Source organism: Thermaurantimonas sp., from assembly GCF_046299575.1.
Taxonomy (GTDB): Bacteria; Bacteroidota; Bacteroidia; order Flavobacteriales; family Schleiferiaceae; genus Thermaurantimonas.
Genome location: NZ_JBKBHX010000007.1, coordinates 83,968 through 100,248, shown reverse-complemented (window position 1 = coordinate 100,248; position 16,281 = coordinate 83,968). Strand labels below are relative to the sequence as shown.

At 43.0% G+C, this 16,281-nt stretch carries 12 protein-coding genes; 1 reads left to right on the top strand and 11 read right to left on the bottom strand.

Going from position 1 to position 16,281, the window contains the following annotated elements; all coding sequences use genetic code 11:
- Positions 1–32: 32 nt before the first annotated feature.
- The 3 genes from ACK4EX_RS09885 to ACK4EX_RS09875 are packed head-to-tail and all read right to left on the bottom strand — an operon-like array spanning position 33 to position 2,547.
- On the bottom strand, positions 33–1,208 hold the full coding sequence (locus tag ACK4EX_RS09885) for a porin (RefSeq protein ID WP_409772306.1): 1,176 nt from the start codon (positions 1,206–1,208) through the stop codon (positions 33–35).
- Positions 1,205–1,939 (bottom strand): SdiA-regulated domain-containing protein, encoded by a 735-nt coding sequence (locus ACK4EX_RS09880; protein WP_409772303.1) that lies wholly within the window; start codon positions 1,937–1,939, stop codon positions 1,205–1,207. Before ACK4EX_RS09880 ends, ACK4EX_RS09885 begins: the two co-directional genes overlap by 4 nt.
- A 23-nt stretch (positions 1,940–1,962) precedes the next feature.
- Entirely contained in the window at positions 1,963–2,547 is a 585-nt protein-coding gene (locus ACK4EX_RS09875; protein ID WP_409772301.1) for a hypothetical protein, read from the bottom strand.
- Positions 2,548–2,758: 211 nt separating this feature from the next.
- Between ACK4EX_RS09875 and ACK4EX_RS09870 the strand changes: the two genes are divergently transcribed.
- Complete coding sequence (locus ACK4EX_RS09870; RefSeq protein WP_409772299.1) at positions 2,759–5,308, top strand: LysM peptidoglycan-binding domain-containing protein; 2,550 nt, start codon at positions 2,759–2,761, stop codon at positions 5,306–5,308.
- A 52-nt stretch (positions 5,309–5,360) separates the two neighbouring features.
- Here ACK4EX_RS09870 and tilS read toward each other — a convergent pair whose 3' ends face one another.
- The 8 genes from tilS to ACK4EX_RS09830 all read right to left on the bottom strand — a co-directional run bounded on the left by tilS (position 5,361) and on the right by ACK4EX_RS09830 (position 16,280).
- On the bottom strand, positions 5,361–6,692 hold the full coding sequence (gene tilS / locus ACK4EX_RS09865; protein ID WP_409772296.1) for a tRNA lysidine(34) synthetase TilS: 1,332 nt from the start codon (positions 6,690–6,692) through the stop codon (positions 5,361–5,363).
- A gap of 3 nt (positions 6,693–6,695) precedes the next feature.
- Complete coding sequence (locus ACK4EX_RS09860; protein WP_409772294.1) at positions 6,696–7,982, bottom strand: chorismate-binding protein; 1,287 nt, start codon at positions 7,980–7,982, stop codon at positions 6,696–6,698.
- Between the two features lie 18 nt (positions 7,983–8,000).
- Positions 8,001–8,795: an alpha/beta fold hydrolase gene (locus ACK4EX_RS09855; protein WP_409772292.1), complete on the bottom strand. Its 795-nt coding sequence runs from the start codon at positions 8,793–8,795 to the stop codon at positions 8,001–8,003.
- A gap of 30 nt (positions 8,796–8,825) precedes the next feature.
- Entirely contained in the window at positions 8,826–9,770 is a 945-nt protein-coding gene (locus ACK4EX_RS09850) for a succinylglutamate desuccinylase/aspartoacylase family protein (RefSeq protein ID WP_409772290.1), read from the bottom strand.
- On the bottom strand, positions 9,755–11,107 hold the full coding sequence (gene purB / locus ACK4EX_RS09845; protein WP_409772288.1) for an adenylosuccinate lyase: 1,353 nt from the start codon (positions 11,105–11,107) through the stop codon (positions 9,755–9,757). Before purB ends, ACK4EX_RS09850 begins: the two co-directional genes overlap by 16 nt.
- Before the next feature lie 489 nt (positions 11,108–11,596).
- Positions 11,597–13,507 (bottom strand): peptide MFS transporter, encoded by a 1,911-nt coding sequence (locus ACK4EX_RS09840; protein WP_409772286.1) that lies wholly within the window; start codon positions 13,505–13,507, stop codon positions 11,597–11,599.
- A 50-nt stretch (positions 13,508–13,557) separates the two neighbouring features.
- Complete coding sequence (locus ACK4EX_RS09835; RefSeq protein WP_409772283.1) at positions 13,558–15,744, bottom strand: S9 family peptidase; 2,187 nt, start codon at positions 15,742–15,744, stop codon at positions 13,558–13,560.
- A 44-nt stretch (positions 15,745–15,788) separates the two neighbouring features.
- Positions 15,789–16,280: a YceI family protein gene (locus ACK4EX_RS09830; RefSeq protein WP_409772281.1), complete on the bottom strand. Its 492-nt coding sequence runs from the start codon at positions 16,278–16,280 to the stop codon at positions 15,789–15,791.
- Position 16,281: the final 1 nt, after the last annotated feature.

Here is a 16,281-nt window from a genome sequence, read left to right as displayed (position 1 = left end):
ATATATCTGAAAAAAGTATTTCCCTAAAATTTCTATTGAAACAAATATTGCCAGCCTACTCTTACCTGTGATTTCCAGCTCAATTCGTCGAGGGGATCTTCTCTATCAATAAGCCAGTATTGCACTTTTAACATTGACTTCCAGCTATTTAACTGAAAAGCATAGGCACCTCCAAATCTTACCATTTTACCCGGAAGCAAGTCGTTGAGCATCAGTTCTTCATAGCGAAGAGAGAAAATAGATTTCAGGGGTTTGGCGAAGTAATTTATCTGCCCGTACATTCCTCCGCCTTGATAAAAACCTCCGGTTTGCCATTTCGGAAGTCCGAGGAGCATGAAATTGTTTGAGTCGCGTGGTGTGGCGCGGTAAAAGTGAAATTCATATTGTGCAGAGAAACCCATCCACTGAAAGGCGACATCGAAGCCGTAGACATATTTAATGCCGTCGATCACTTTTACACCATATTCACCGCCGGCTCCTGCAGGTAGAGTTCTATTGGCTAAAGGCTGTCGTTTATCGGCGTAACGGCCATTAATACCGACAGCAACTATGGGTACTGGAGTGATACGATCGTCTATATCCCTATACCTGAAGCGCGATGGATAGGCGACTTCTGCTCTTCCTACATATTCTAATGTTCCTGATGGATCGTTGTCACCTCTTAAGCTTAATTCACCTAGCCCGTTGTAAACACCAGCCACAATGTGGGCGCGCTGCCTCCAGAAGGTTTTTCCTAACGAAACTCCCACATCGCGACGCGAAAAAATATCGCCACGCACGATTTCAGCTCTTTGCCAATAGGGTGTATATATAAAAGGTACAAGCGATGAGCGTGAATAAGGCAATTTGGTGTATCCGAAAGTGATATCAACTACATGCAGTCCTTTGTAACGCACATAAGCATCCATGATTCCGGGGTTTTCGGGATCAATCACTCCGGTAGCCGCCTGTCCAAGGTCTGAAAAGTCAATCTGAAGCTCATATTCTACCGTGCGCTTATACCGACCTTCTATCTGAATCTGTGCATCGCGCAGATTAAATCGGTCTTTGCGTTTGTTTAATTCATTTTCTTTCAGAAATCTCTTGTTAAAATAAGTGGAAACTGCACCCGTAATCTCTATGGTATGATCACCATTTGTCAAAGTTACCTGACTGAAAACTAATTTGTTTACAACGAAAACTATAAGTAATAGCAATTTTTTTTTCATTGATTCGGATTTTTAAAGTAATATAATTTTTCACGGTCATCACTGATGATTCGAAGGCTCCTGTCTGGTAAAAACATGATGCCCTCGGGATTAATGATTGGCACCCTCCAAGCCTGTATAATGGAATAATCCTTAGGTGAAAGTTGGAAAATGGTTCTGTCTTCATCGCTCAACAGATAAAGAAAACCTTCGAAATACGTAGCTGAGGAAATATCGCGAGCGGCTTCAAAGCGTTGAATGTTCAATTGGCGAAAGGCAGTGTCTAATTCCACGATGTATACAGGGTCTTTTTCGGTAACGAGAATAAATTTTCTACTATCTGGTATATAAGCTATTGATTCAAACCCTTTATTTCTGCCGCCCGAGTAAGGTATATGATACGTGCGAAGAAGTTTTAAGTCTTTTGGGTCAAATACAAGAACGTTTCTGTGACGCTCTTCGACTACATAAATAAGATCATTTACGACAGTAACTGCTTCGAAATCGACCCCCTCGTAAGGCGCTTTGCGAAGGATTTTACCATCTAGTGTGGTTTCAAAAAGATCACCATCGTCGCTTACTATGAATAGTGAATTGTTGTTTGAGTAATATACCAATCCACTTGGCTCAGATACTTCGATGTAATGCGACATGTAGGGCGCTATCTTCGTTCTTTTAATCTTTTGAGCGTAGACATTTGCAATGGAAAGAACAAACAATGCAACCGCTATGCCGAATTTGTAACGCATCATAAACAGAAAATTTATTTATTAAGTTATTGATTTGGTGCATTAGGCGTCATCACCATTTCGTAGTACGTATTTCCGGTACCATCGGGCCTTAAACCAATTGACTTGGTGAAATCGTAGGGAGTGTAAGACATTTCATCAATCCTTGTCAGGGGAGAAGACGATGATTCTTGAAAAGAAATAACAAAATCCTCACCCGAAGAAGAAAGGCCAAAAGAAGTATTGATAAATTGTCCTTCGCTGTTGCGGGAATTACAAAATACAATCAGGTAGCCTCTTGGTGGAATATACCAATCACGAGTGATAGCAAATTTAGTGGGGTTTCCTTTACTGTCGCTCAAAAAGGTTTTTCCACCCGTTAATTTAACCCAGCTTGTATTGGAAGGATTAAAAATTTCTACCCAATCGTTGTTTTGCCCAAACTCATCCGGCAGATTGCTCCCGCTTGCCACCAATTCATTTATTCGTAACATATTAGGTTGGAGTAGAGAAACTGTATCGCGAACGGGAGGAGGAGGGGGATTTGTACCTTGATCCACATTCAACTTTCTATCTTTCAGACATGAACTGAGAGCAAAAACTGTTATCAGCGAAACTGTAACTATTTTCATTGAAAAAATTTTTTAACAAATGTAGACGTGTTTTATTACTAAATCTTTAATCTTTGTTTTATAAAAATTTGACCTCAGATGAATTTTTTTCCTTATTTTTACGATATATCTTTTCAAAGAAATGCATATTCTCGTGCAAAAAATCTTATTTTGATATTTCATTAATCAATCTTTATTTTGGCATTTAAAATATTTTCCAACCCGAAAACGAATGAGCCGCACATTAATAGCAAGTATCTTAATTGCTTTAAACTTCTCAATTTCAGGATTTTCTCAAAATGTCGCCTCTAAACAAACCACAGCGACTCAAGCCCCAAAAGAAGAAAAAAAGAGCAAAGACTTCAGGCAAGCTTTAGATGCTTTCAAGTCTAATGAATTTTATTTCGCTGCTGAGCAATTTAAAAAGGCGTACTCCAAAACGCGTAGCAAGTCAGAAAGAACTGAAATACTCTACTATTTAGGACAATGTTATTTTAAAATGCTAAATTTTAAAAATTCATCCAATTATTTTCAAAGAGCCATTTCGGCCGGTTACAGCGAGCCAGAAGTACGCTTGTTGCTGGCCCAATCACTTCATAATTTAGGTGAGTATGAAGACGCTATAAAAGAATACGAAAACTACTTAAGACTTGTACCTGATGATCAAAGAGCAAAAAATGGAATCGAAGGCTGCAGGTTGGCAGTGCAGTACAAAAAGAATCGTACACGATATTTGGTAGAGAACGTAAAGGATCTCAATACCAAAGAAAACGAGTTTGGAGTGGTATATGCCGGAAGACCAGGCTCATATGACGAAATTGTTTTTACCTCTGATCGACTGGGTGCCACTGGTAAAAAACGCGAAGGCTGGTTCGGAGGCAACTTTACAGATATTTTCGTGGCTCAGGCTGAGCGCAAAACAGCCAAAAAACAGCAGAGACTCAAAAAAGGTGAGAATAAGTCACTCATGTCAGAAACCAAATGGCTAGAGCCCAAGCCTGAAAGTGCAATACTCAATACTCAATATCACGAAGGAGGTGTCACTTTCGACAAGCGCAGAAAAACCATTTATTTTACACGTTGCCTAAAGCAGAAGAGTCAAAACCTCGGTTGCGGAATTTATGTATCAGAGCGCTTAGGACAAGATTGGAAAGAGCCCGAAGTAGTATTCCTTGCCCCTGACTCTGTGAGCAGTGTGGGTCATCCTGCCCTATCGCCCGACGATAAATATCTCTACTTCGCCAGCGATATGCCCGGCGGATTTGGCGGAAAAGATATCTGGATCACTACATACAACCGCCGTACACGCTCCTGGGATACTCCAAAAAATCTCGGACCTATGGTTAATGGCGCCGGCGACGAACTCTTCCCTTTTGCTCACGACGACGGCTACCTTTACTTTTCAAGTACCAGCCATCCGGGTATGGGTGGGCTTGACATCTTCAGAGTACCCGTAAACGAAGAAGGAATGCCCACCGGAAAACCTGAAAATATGGGCTACCCTATTAATACGAATTTTGATGACTTTGCCATCGTGCTCGAAAGTGGTGGCGCCAAGAAAGGTTTTATATCGTCAAATCGCGAAGGTGGTAAAGGAGGCGACGACATCTATGCCATTTACCTAGCTCCGCTCGAGTACAAACTAGAAGTACTCGTAACCAATTCCAAAGACAAAAAACCTTTACCTCAGGTATCTGCTCGTATTGATGGCAGCGATGGTTCGTCTTTTACGGTTAATACCGATAAAAATGGCGTATTTATCGTAGAACCGGGTACACTTAAGGAAAATGTGAACTATCAGATCAACTTTGAGAAAAAGAAATTTCTTAGTGGATTCATCAACTTCTCAACCGTGGGCATAGCCATGGAACAGTACGAATTTATTCCGGCTGAAAACCACTTTTTATACAGCTTTAAGTTCACCAAATCACTCGACCCAATTGAGGAGCCAATCATACTGCCTAATGTATTCTTCGATCTTGCAAAGTGGGATCTCAGACCTGAATCAAAAGAGGCACTCGATATGGTGTACGACATTCTTATCAAAAACCCTAATATCGTCATCGAATTGCGCTCGCATACCGACTATCGCGATTCAGATGCCAATAACGACCTGCTCTCACAACGCAGGGCCCAAGCCTGTGTTGACTACCTGATCGAAAAAGGCATTGACCCTGAAAGACTGGTAGCCGTGGGTCGCGGTGAGAGAGAACCCTTCACCGTACCTGAAAACTATGATGGCTACGGAAAAGGCCTCTTCAAACCGGGTACTGTGTTAACAGAAAAATATATAAAAACCTTAACACCAGAATTGCAGGAAGTTGCAAACCAAATCAACAGACGTACGGATTTCAAGGTAATTTCTGAAAACTACGTGCCCAAAGCTAAGACCTCACAAACACCTTCCGGCAGTGGTGCAGCTGCTACCGGTGCAGATACAAAAGAACCCACAGCTCCAGCTAAACCGATCGGACAAATACACGTTTGCGATGCAAAAGACAATTTCGGAAAAATCGCCCAGCAATACAACATAACCCTTCGCGACCTAAGAGAACTCAATGGCGGGCTGAGAGGTGTGCACATTTTCGAAGGACTTGAATTGAAAGTGACTCCGGGAGGCGATTACACCGAATACGACAGCAAGCGCTATCGCGTGGAACAAGGTGATAACTTTAAAACCATCTCTCAAAAAACTGGAGTACCTGTAAAAGAATTAAAACAGCTTAATCCAAATATTAAAGAGCCTGATTTAATTCCGGGAATGATTATTTTTGTCAGGTAAAAATGATTGTTTAATCCTCTCGAGCTTGCACCCGGCCGCTGGCCGGGTTTTTTTATTTAAGCCAGTCACTTTCAAATTTAAAACCAATACCTTGCCCAGGTTTTGCCTTAAATCGGCCATCTACCTGCCCACCTACTACCCAGGCCACTTCACCGTTTATGGTCATAACAAGGGTTTTGTTGCGCTGAACGATAGTCATCTTTTTGTCTTTTAGTAAATCACTTACCTTCTTGCGACCTACGTTGGGAATCAAAATAAAATCATCGGAATGCCAAGGCCGAAAGTGAATTTTTGCGTTTTGATTGTCAAAACTCACCCACGCATCGGCATTTTGATTTGCAATATACACCCTACCCCACCCGGGGAGGTCGCAGGGCACTTTAAGATTCTCCCAGATTTTTTCAACGGAAATCTTGTTCGATCGATGTTCGTTTGGATAGAAATAAAGTTCGGCATTACGGGTAAAAATCAGTGGAAATCCTACATGCCAAATCTTTGATTCCGTAGATTTTAAAGCATTTGAAAAACTATTCAGATCAGAAATCGGAATCTTTTCTTGAAAAAGTATTTCCTGAAGTAGGGCCTTATATTCTTCCCTCCAAGGCAACAGAGTCTTGAAGGATATTTTATATCCTTGATAAACAGGAGATTTATGCAATCTCAGATAATCTTGTGCTTGTAAATGCAAATATTTAAATGTAACTTCGAGATTTTCAGAAGTATGCCTTAACCCAGATGCAACTCTCGGATGTATTGAGTGTAGAAGTGGCAGAATTTCATTTCGGATGCGATTTCGCTCGTACTTAGAGGTTGCATTGGAAGCGTCTTCGCGCCAAGGCACAGCATATGCTTGGGCAAATTGCAGAATATCTCTTTTGCTTACCAATCGCAGTGGTCTGATAATCAGAGAATCATCTGAGGGTTGAACTAAGCCTCTCAATCCCGAGCCACGAGTTAGGTGAAGGAAAAATGTTTCTACCCAATCGTCGAAATGATGAGCTAATGCAATGAAGTCGGCCTTTTCCTGAATTCTTACCCATTCAAACTTCTCGTACCTGAACCTGCGAGCTGCCATCTGAGGGCTCTCGTTTTTCAGCACATCCCTATCTTTTTGAAAATGAAAGATGTGCAGAGGAATACCTAATTTTTCGCTAAAAGATTTTACTAACTCTTCATCGGCATCCGACTCTTCACCGCGCAAATGATAATTCACATGGACAGCTACGGCCTTAAGCTGATGTAAATGAAATAAGGTCAAAAGGCTCATTGAGTCAACTCCACCGCTTACGCCCAAGATACAAACTTTATCCTCGAGGCCAAGACGTTTGACTTCGCTCAAAAATGCTTCTTCTACGAGGAAATGTCTTTTGCTGTTATGTGCCAACTTTCAGTTAGTTACAGAAGTAAGCTTAAGCAGACATTCCTGATATTCGTCTTCAGCATTGGCATATACAGTTACCGCGGAGCCTACGCCAATATAAGAAACACCCGTAGTTAAATCAGCAACAATCGATCGGATAATCACGTTGCAGTCAATATCGCCATGCGGATCGATATATCCGGCTGTACCCGAATATATACCTCTATCGTGCGTCTCCACCTGACGAATGATGTTCATGGCGCTGAGTTTCGGGGCACCTGTCATGCTTCCCATAGGAAACAGGGCTTTAAAAATCTGTTCTAAAGAAACATTCTCCGAGAGCCTTCCGCCTATAGTGCTGATCATCTGATGAACTTTGGCAAAGGTGTGTATGCCAAACAACTCTTCTACACGAATGGAACCAGGCTCGCTGATACGCGATATATCGTTGCGCACCAAGTCAACGATCATTACGTTTTCAGCGCGTTCTTTGGTACTCTCAAAGAGCTTTTTCTTAAAGGAATCGTCTGATTCTGTGTCAGCCCCTCTCCTGATGGTGCCTTTAATGGGTTGTGAAAAAATTATACCGGAGCGAAGGGTAAAGAATCGCTCTGGCGACTGGCTCAAAACACATATATTTCCCCATTTAAATAGACCACTCATAGGTGCACCTTTTTGAAAAGAGATTTTGAGCCACGCCCCCGGAATATCATCGATGGGCTGATTGCTGCTATAAAAGACGCAATAATTCAATTCATAAATATCACCCCTCAATAAGTGACTTACTACTTTGTCAAATGCAGAGAGATATTCCTTTTTACCGGTATGAGCTGTGTAAGAGGGTAAATTTGCTTTTGTGGGAGCTTGATCTGATCTGTTGTCGATTGAAGCAAGAATTTGTGGCAGTAAGTCAACCTCGGGTTCTCGAATATCGGCAAACACTTTCCCGTTTTTCGAATAAAATACCCAGCGAGGGATAAAAAAGATCTCATCAGGAATATCGAAAAAGATCTTACCAGTATTTAAATGCCCTAAAAGGGTTTGTTTAAAATCATAAGGTAAAAGAAATCCTATCCAATCTGCGACTTGGCTAGGCTGAAAGTTTGCCATTTCGCTCCATGAAAGCCGATGCACAGCATCGACCATTACAAGCCAATCGTACCGATAAAAGCGGTCAGATGTATATCCACCCGAGTCGTAAACAAAGCACTCCACGTGCTCAAAACCCCAACGAACAAGTTTTGTGAAAAAATTTCGAGCCGAGACATGTGCAATCGGCAAGGTGATTCGACGTTGAGTCTCGACGTTGAACATGTTATTTAATAAGTTGTCTTACAAAGATTTAAAATATTCGCGGAACACTGGCAACAAGTCCTTTCGATTTTCGATATGGCTCATGTGGCCGGCTTTGAGCACAAAGGCTTTAACCTTAGGAGCTGTGAGCTGATCGTCGAGCGAATGACCTTTGAACACTGGATCTTCACTGCCCACAATGTGAAAAATTTGATACGGGGCAAAGTGCAGAAGAACTGTACGGTCCGGCCGGATTTTCATTCCTTCGAGAGCGGCTACTATGCCTTGTGATGAAGTGGAAACAGCAATCTGAGTCTGTTCTTCGATTTCGTTTTTGCAGAGATCATGCGCCCAGTCAGCAAAAAGGCCTAGGAAGGTAGTACGCGAAAAGAGTTGAGGATTATTTTTAGCAAGCTCAATTCCGCGATTTCGGTTTTCAATTTTTTCAGGACTATCAGCTGCTGCGGTTGAGTGAAACAAACAAAGTGCTCTCACCGACTCTGGATATTTTTCACCAAAAGCTAGCGAAACATATCCTCCCATAGAATGACCGATGAAAGCAGCTTTTCTTATTTTTAATTCGCGAAGCACAGCCATCACCACATCAGCCATTTCGTCCATTGTATGTACGTAGGCGATGCATTGACTCCTTCCAAATCCGGGTAAATCGATGAAAATATGGCGAAACGACTGTGGCAACTGATCGAGAAGGTACGTCCACATTCGGCTGTCTTCTAAAAATCCATGAAGCCAAACGACTGCCTTTCCCTTTGGATTGCCGAAGGTGTAGTAGGCTATTCTGACGTCTTTATATGTAGTATAATATTGATTCATCTCTAATCACAATTATTACTAAAATACTGTTTATGAATATCCGATGTGAAAAAGGGCATCGCCTTTGTGAACTAAAGGAATATTGTTGTGACCAATGATGTAACCCGATACTGTGGAGAGTACGGGAATGTTGTAAAGGTTGTACGGATTGTGAATGTAGCCTATGATTTCACCTTCGGCTACTTCTTGACCTGATTGTTTTAAGAAGGTGAAAAGTCCAGAAGCTTCAGCGCGCACCCAAGTTGAGTTCGCACAAATTATTGACTTGTAGGTAGATGAAGCTCCTACTTTAATCATGCCAAAGTGTTTGAGCACACGACGAATGCCTTTTAGGCCCTCTTCGATGGCAAGCATATCAAAGCGCATTGACTCTCCACCTTCATACACCACGATAGATTTATCCATTTGAGCGGCTGTAGCGCGAAGCGAACCATCGATTACCGAAGAATAAAGGGTAAAGGGAGCATTGAATGCCTTTGCCAGCTCAGCGCCTTTTAGGTCGCGCTTGTCGTAGCGAATTTGAGGATAATTGGTACGACTTGCACCACCTGTGTGAAAATCAATGCCAAAGTCAATGATGGGCAGAATTTTACGACTGATAATGGAGGCAACAATAGAGGCAAGTGAACCATCAGGATTACCTGGAAAGGAACGATTTACATCTTTGCCGTCTGGCACATCGCGCGAGAAGTGAATAAATCCATACACATTAATGATTGGCAGCGCTATTACAGTACCAGCAAGCAGTTGGTGAATCCACTTGCCAGCTACTACGCGCCTAATAATTTCAACACCATTAATCTCATCGCCGTGCAACCCGCCGGAGAGCATGACAACAGGTCCCGGATTCTTACTGCGGTATACAAAGACGGGCATGTGAATCACTGTACCTGACGGCAGGCGGGCTACTTCGATATCAATGCGCTTATGTGTACCCGGACTTACGGGTTGGGTATCAATTAAGAGGTCTTCCATTTTCCGATGTAGTTAAACGGAGTGATGGCAAGTAACTCTTCTTTTATAGGAGATGAAACATGGAGATTGTTGATAAAATCAATGAAATCTTGCCTAGCCGGTGGTGTCTCTCGACGGCTCAGTGCTTTGAGAGCTTCGTAGGGATTGGGGTAATTTTCGCGACGAAGGATGGTTTGGATAGCTTCGGCCACTACTGCCCAGTTGCCTTCCAAATCGCGCTGAATAGCTTCGCGATTTACTTTAATTTTTGAGAGGCCCTTTAAAAGGGATTTAAAAGCAATTATAGTATGCGAAATAGGTACCCCAATGTTTCTCAAAACGGTGCTGTCGGTCAGGTCGCGCTGCAGCCTTGAAATGGGGAGTTTCTGACTTAAAAATTCGAATATTGCATTGGCGTACATAAGATTGCCTTCAGCATTCTCGAAGTCGATAGGGTTTACTTTATGGGGCATTGCTGATGAGCCGACTTCCCCGGTCACGATCTTTTGAATGAAATACTCCATGCTGATGTACTGCCACATGTCGCGACTCAGATCGGTCAATACAGTATTGATGCGCTTTAATGCATCGAAATATGCTGCAAGGTGGTCGTAATGTTCAATCTGCGTAGTTGGGTACGAGCGAGTGAGGCCAAGTTGTTCATTAACAAATCGATCTGCAAAGGCATGCCAATCTACCTGAGGAAAGGCGACAAAATGAGCATTCATATTGCCTGTGGCACCACCGAATTTGGCAGCAAATGGTATCTGGTGTAGTAGCGATAATTGATTTTCGAGACGTACGACGAATACTTGTATTTCTTTGCCCAACACAGTGGGTGAGGCTGGCTGTCCGTGTGTGTGGGCAAGCATAGGAATATCCTTCCATTCTGTTACAAAATTTTTCAGTCTACCAATAAGCTCATGCAACAGAGGTAGGTAAATTTTGTTTGTAAATTCCTTGAGCATCAGCGGAATGGCTGTATTGTTTACGTCCTGAGAAGTAAGGCCGAAATGAATCCATTCTTTCAGCCCGCCCCACCCTACTTGTTCAAATTTTTGTTTAATGAAGTATTCAAGTGCTTTTACGTCGTGGCGAGTTGTGCTTTCGATTTCTTTGATTTTCAAGGCTTCTTCGAGGGAGAATTCCTTGATCCAGCCGTGAAGGATTTCGATCTTTTCAGCGTCGATGTGTAGGCTGTCGATGATTTGCAAATGTGATAAGGCGATGAAATATTCTATTTCTACTAAAAATCTGTATTTGAAGAAGGCGTATTCTGAAAAATATTCTGATAATTCGCGCGTAAGCTCGGCATAGCGACCATCAATAGGCGAAATTGCCAAAAGCGGGTGTGACATATCGTACTCATTAAAGGGCAAAGGTAGCATTGAGACTTACAAAATGAGAATTTACACTATTGCGAATAAGAAAGAGCAAGTCATAGTTAATTATGAATGATGAATGCGAAAAAAATCTTGGCCATTTGAGCGATGAAGTGTGCAAGAAACAGTGCATTTTTAATGACTAAATTTTGCTTAAAACCTGAAACGCCTGAAGATTTTTAGCACCTAAAAGCCACAGCGTAAAGGACAATGCGGCACACAGTGTGTGAAAAAGTAGCCCGAAGGTAATGCAGTCCCAATAAACCTATCTATCGTTTCTTTGTCTTAATAAGCCCAATGACGAAGGAGTTATTGCTACCTTAGTTGTGCAAGCATTATTCCAGCTAAAACGTGTACTTGCTTTGATTAGGGCGCAACCGTGAAAGAAAATTCACTGAAAACTTGATGAAACAATTGAAAATAAAACAGGGCCCCATGTGAGGCCCTGATTTTAAAAGTACAAAGCTATTTGATGCCGTGCATCCAGCGGCTTACCATAGGACCGAGAATGAAGAGAAGAACCCCACAACCTATGGCAAAAAGGCCGAGCTTGCGGAAGACGCCAAGGCCAAGATCTAAAGAGTCGTTGCGCAATGAGGATATCACTGTACCGCTAATGCTTCCATCGAGCAACTCAGAAGCCTTGCTTTGCGGTACTATGCCGTAGTCTTTAGTAGCACCATTGTCTGAATATACAAGGAAGGTCTTTTGGCTTTCGGCCAGTGCCTTTTGGCGCTGAGTTTCGTTGCTGAGGTTATTAGCGCGGTCGATGATTTCCTGAATTTGAAGGGTGGCCACAGCGTATTTGGGCGATTCCAGGCCTTGATTCAGCAACTGAAGGGTCTTTTCGTTTACAAGGGCTTTTTCAACCGACATTTCTTTCATCAGTTGGCCAAACTCCTCTCCAGAGAGTACTTCAAAGAGACGTTGGTCATCGATGTGCTTTTTAAACTCTGGATTTTGGATGATTTTAGATTCGCTCACAGTTGTAAATCGGGCAATATGCTTACCAGCCTGGTGTGCAATGGAAGAACTTAAAAACCAAATCCCCATAAGCATACCAACAATTTTAGCAGGTGAGAGCTTGGTAACAAGGCTGAGACCCACTGGCGAAAGGGTCAGCTCTCCAAGCGTGTGAAGCAGGTAGAGCATTATAAGGAAGAAGGCAGGTACTAGGCCCGAAACAGCTGCGGCCTTACCAAGGGTGAGCACCAGAAATCCGAGACCAAGAAGCGACAAACCAACTGCAAACTTGTATGGTGCAGCAGGCTCTTTTCCAGCTTTGCTCAGCGTAATCCAAAGCCACGAAAATACCGGAGCGAAAAGCATGATAAACAGAGGATTGACACTCTGGAAGAATGTAGTGGTAAAGGTCATACCGAGAAAGGTCTTATTCACGTTGCGCTCGGTAAAGAGGTTCATGGCGCTGCCGGCCAACTCGAAGAATGTCCAGAATACGGTTGTGAAAAGCAACAAGAGTACGATTACCCAAATACGCTGCTTCTGCACTGTGTCGTATTTGCCGGCTAAAAAGAGCAAATAGCCGAGAATACCTACAGCCAAAATGCCAAGCATTACATCGACTACGTCATTTTTAAGAATCAGGAGCCATGCTATGGGAATGAGAATAATCGTGGTGATATAAGGTACGAGTCGGTTATTTATGCCTTTGATAATGGGTTTTGCATCTTCTTCCGGTTTTAAACCATGTGATTCATACCATCCCGCACTCTGTGCCCACATGAAGATGAGAAAACCGAGTACCATACCAATACCAGCGGTGAGGAAGCCGTATTGCCACCCCTCAATTTCGCCAATGGCACCACAAGTTAGAGGGGTAAGAAACGCCCCGATATTGATACCCATGTAAAAAATGGTAAAAGCTCCGTCGCGACGAGGATCGCCTTCGGGATAAAAGCGACCAATCATGCTCGAGATATTGGGCTTAAAGAAGCCATTGCCGATAACCAACAGAGCAAGACCAATGTAAAAGGTCGTTTGATTGTTGAGAAATAGGGTAAATTGACCTGCTGCCATGAGTAGGGCTCCCCATATGATCGCCCGGCGAAAGCCCATGATTTTATCGGCGAAAAATCCCCCTAAAATGGGAGTGAGGTACACCAAGGCTCCATAAGCACCGTAGATACCATATGCTTTGGCGTCGTCGAAGGCAAATCCGCCCTTTGCCAATTCGCTGGTCATATACAGTACCAGTATGGCACGCATACCGTAGTAGCTAAAGCGCTCCCACAGCTCTACCATGAAAAGGGCAAAGAGCGCTTTGGGGTGAACTTTACGGTTGAGCAGAATAACGAAAGCTACCCAGGCGGCCACGGCGGCCCAGGCGATCAACATAAGTTTGTAAGCTGGATGCATGTTACGTGAGTATTACGATATTTTTGACAGGCGGCAAATCTAAACAGCTTTCACAAATGGTTAAGAATAAAATCGGTCATCTTCCGATACAGGTGTAGTCGCGTATAGCCGCCGTAGATGCCGTGATTTTTATCGGGGTACATCATCATGTCGAAGTCTTTGTTGGCTTGTACAAGGCGTTCGGCCATGTACATAGCGTTTTGGTAATGTACATTGTCATCGGCAGTGCCATGTATAAGCAAGTACTTGCCGCGCAGTCGGCTGGCAAACTGAGCAGGTGAATTGTCGTCGTAACCTGAAGGATTTTCCTGTGGCGTGCGCAAGTAGCGCTCTGTATAAATGGTGTCATAAAACTTCCAATGTGTTACGGGCGCCACAGCTATAGCAAGTTTGAAATAATCTGCTCCTTTGGTAATCGCTAACGACGACAAATACCCCCCAAAGCTCCAACCCCAAATACCAATGCGCTCTTTGTCAATATAAGGCAGGGAGCTGAGGTATTTAGCAGTTTCAATCTGATCGATAAGCTCTAACTTACCGAGCTGTAGATAGGTGGCCTTTTTGAATGCAGCACCGCGATGACCTGTACCGCGGTTGTCAACCGATACGACGATAAAACCTTTCTGGGCCAACATCTGATGCCAGAAGTGATTGGCCGGATCATAGCGATCGACTACTGTCTGAGCACCTGGACCTCCGTACACATGCATTAGTACAGGGTATTTTTTGTTTGGATCAAAATCAGCTGGTTTGATCATCCAGCCGTGAAGTTCAACGCCTTCTGAAGTTTTAAAGGCAAAAAATTCGGTTGGCGAAAGGTTGTAAGATTCAAGGCGGTTTTGGGCTGTTTCGTTGGACTCAAGCATTCGGATTAGCTTTCCCGTATTATCGCGCATAGCGATCACAGGCGGTTTTCCTGACCTTGAGTGTGTGTGGATGAAGTATCGAAATGTCTTGCTGAAGGAAGCAATATTCGTACCGTCATCAGAGGTTAGCCGACGCATGTTGCGGCCATTCAGACCAATGCTGTACACTTCAGTACGACCTGGATGAAGGGCTGATGCCTGAAAGTACAGCGTGCGAGTAGAAGGGTCGTAGCCGTAAAATTCAGTTACATCCCAGTTGCCCCTTGTAATACGTGATATCTTTTTGCCACGATTTTCTACCAGATATAGGTGGTTATAGCCATCGCGTTCACTAGTCCAAATGAAGGAATTGGCTGAAAGGAATCGAATATTGTCGTTTACATCTACATAGGCGCGATCGGTCTCAGTAAATATTTTTTCTGCTTTGCCTGAATTGGCATCTACCAGGTAAAGGTCAAGAGTGTTTTGATGGCGATTCATTGCATACACCATAAGTGTGGCGTCGTCAGGTGTCCATTTAATGCGAGGTATATATTCATAGCTTTCGGGCAGCTGCACCTCGATAGTCTTATTAGTTGAGAGTTGATAAATTTTAATGGATACTAAAGCATTTTTCTCCCCCGCTTTCGGATATTTAAATTGTTCCTGACGTGGATACAAGTCATTGCCAAATATGTCCATACTGAAGACAGGAACTTCTCTTTCGTCAAAGCGGTAGAAAGCTAAATAATTCCCTTTGGCTGACCAGTAATGGCCACGATCAAAGCCAAATTCTTCTTCATACACCCAATCTGTTGCACCATTGATGATTTCATTTTTCTTTCCGTCGGTGGTGATTTGAGTTTCCTCACCGGTCTGAAAGTTTTTGATATAAAGATTATTGTCGTGCACAAAAGCGACGATGTTCTTTTCGGGATTAAAAAATGCCAGGCGCTGTGATGGAGTTTTTGAAAGTCTTTGGAGTTCGTTGGTTGAAGGGTTGTATATGTAATATACGGCCTGAGTCGAATGTCGGTAAATGGGCTCAGCATCAGTAGTGAGTAATACCAATTTCTCATCTGCAGAAAACTCATAGCCGCTGAAGGTAAAAGGCTTTCCAAACGCTTTGGTAAGAGATGCTGCACTTACGAGTGTATCGACAGTCTTACCATCAGAATATCTGTTTTTTACTACCGAAAAGCCGGCAGGCGTCTGCACCATTAGGCTGTAGTGTAGGCCGTCGTTCATGCTCTCCCCTGCCCTGTAGCCGGCAGATCTGAAGGCTCCGCGCAACCAGATGTCTTCGAGGGTAATTTCCTTTTTTTGAGCTGATATGGATGACGAAATAACAAATATTAGCAGGAGCATTGCCCCAATTCTGTAAATTCTCATATTGTAATATTGTTTTTGCCGCCTAAACTAAGGCAAATACCGACTTATTCCGTCACTGTAACTTGCACTTCATCGCCCATTGTCAGGCTCCAGCCACCTACGCCGAAGTCCCGTCGATTGAGGGTTGTTTTAAACTCTCTTCTACCATCAGGCAGCATTCGCATGGTAAACGCATGCTCTTTGGTGATGCCTTTAATACTCAATTGTCCAATGATGAAATACAGTGCTTCGGTTGATGATTTTTCGATTCTGGTAGATTTAAAGGAAATTTCCGGATATTTTTTAACATGAAAATACGATGAAGATCTAAGATGATTATCACGAAGTGAAATACCCGTATTTATGCTTTCGACCTGAACTTTACCTGTAACCGTGGAAGCAGTTGGATTTGAAGCATTCCACCGGATGTTAAGGGTAAAGCGATCAAATGAGCCCTCTACAGTAGAACCCATGTTGCGAATCTGAAACTTAACCGAACTCTGTGCAAAAGCAACGGCAACTGTAACCCATATACCAAAAGTAAACCAGAATTTCATG

What these genes read in the sequence shown, in the direction of transcription:
- ACK4EX_RS09885 (WP_409772306.1), bottom strand. Translation starts at nt 1,208, where the DNA reads ATGAAAAAAAAATTGCTATTACTTATAGTTTTCGTTGTAAACAAATTA.
- ACK4EX_RS09880 (WP_409772303.1), bottom strand. Translation starts at nt 1,939, where the DNA reads ATGATGCGTTACAAATTCGGCATAGCGGTTGCATTGTTTGTTCTTTCC.
- ACK4EX_RS09875 (WP_409772301.1), bottom strand. Translation starts at nt 2,547, where the DNA reads ATGAAAATAGTTACAGTTTCGCTGATAACAGTTTTTGCTCTCAGTTCA.
- ACK4EX_RS09870 (WP_409772299.1), top strand. Translation starts at nt 2,759, where the DNA reads ATGAGCCGCACATTAATAGCAAGTATCTTAATTGCTTTAAACTTCTCA.
- ACK4EX_RS09860 (WP_409772294.1), bottom strand. Translation starts at nt 7,982, where the DNA reads ATGTTCAACGTCGAGACTCAACGTCGAATCACCTTGCCGATTGCACAT.
- ACK4EX_RS09855 (WP_409772292.1), bottom strand. Translation starts at nt 8,795, where the DNA reads ATGAATCAATATTATACTACATATAAAGACGTCAGAATAGCCTACTAC.
- ACK4EX_RS09850 (WP_409772290.1), bottom strand. Translation starts at nt 9,770, where the DNA reads ATGGAAGACCTCTTAATTGATACCCAACCCGTAAGTCCGGGTACACAT.
- purB (WP_409772288.1), bottom strand. Translation starts at nt 11,107, where the DNA reads ATGTCACACCCGCTTTTGGCAATTTCGCCTATTGATGGTCGCTATGCC.
- ACK4EX_RS09840 (WP_409772286.1), bottom strand. Translation starts at nt 13,507, where the DNA reads ATGCATCCAGCTTACAAACTTATGTTGATCGCCTGGGCCGCCGTGGCC.
- ACK4EX_RS09835 (WP_409772283.1), bottom strand. Translation starts at nt 15,744, where the DNA reads ATGAGAATTTACAGAATTGGGGCAATGCTCCTGCTAATATTTGTTATT.
- ACK4EX_RS09830 (WP_409772281.1), bottom strand. Translation starts at nt 16,280, where the DNA reads ATGAAATTCTGGTTTACTTTTGGTATATGGGTTACAGTTGCCGTTGCT.